General features: G+C 78.0%; 1 protein-coding gene. It reads left to right on the top strand.

Annotated elements, in window-relative coordinates; genetic code table 11:
- A partial coding sequence (locus tag O3Q52_RS54335; protein WP_332113042.1) for an E3 binding domain-containing protein occupies positions 1-554 on the top strand: 554 nt, incomplete at its 5' end.
- Between the last annotated feature and the right edge of the window lie 86 nt (positions 555-640).

Here is a 640-nt window from a genome sequence, read left to right as displayed (position 1 = left end):
GAACGCCCCGCGGCGCGACGCGGGGGACAGCGGACCAGGCTTGGGACGGGGGGGCGGACGGGGGGGTGCCCGGCTGGCTCCTCGTCTCCCCGGGGGCCGGGGCGGCCCCGGGGCGGCGGTCACCGGGTTCGTCGTCCGTCGGCGGGCCGGACCCGGCCCGGCTCGGCAAGGCCGCTGGGGCGGCGGGGACCGGAGCGCCGGGAAGCCGTCACGCCGGGCTCTCGGACGCCGACCCGGCCGTCGCTTCGGCGCCCGCCGCGCCCGCCGGGTCAGTCACGGCCACCCGTCCTCCCGTACGGGAAGAGGAGCCGGTCGCGGACGGGACCGGTGCCGATGCCGGGCACCGGGCCGACGGCCCCGTGCCGGTGATCTCGCCGCTCGTGCGCAGGCTGGCCCGGGAGAACGGGCTCGACCTGCGGGAGCTGTCGGGCTCGGGCCCCGACGGGCTGATCACGCGCGCGGACGTCGAGCACGCCGCGCGGGCCGCAGCGTCGGCCCCCGGCAGCACGAGGATCCCGTCCAGGACATCCAGGACGTCGGGGGCGGCACGCTGATCGCCTCCGTGAAGGACGCAGACGGCAACGACGTCGGTCTCATCCAGGAGGCGTCCTGAGCAAGGTGGGCAAGCCGAACAACTCCA

This window comes from Streptomyces sp. ActVer, from assembly GCF_027270795.1.
GTDB lineage: Bacteria > Actinomycetota > Actinomycetes > Streptomycetales > Streptomycetaceae > Streptomyces > Streptomyces umbrinus_A.
The sequence above is the reverse complement of the archived record's forward strand: the minus strand, read 5'-3'. Positions and strand labels throughout refer to the sequence as shown.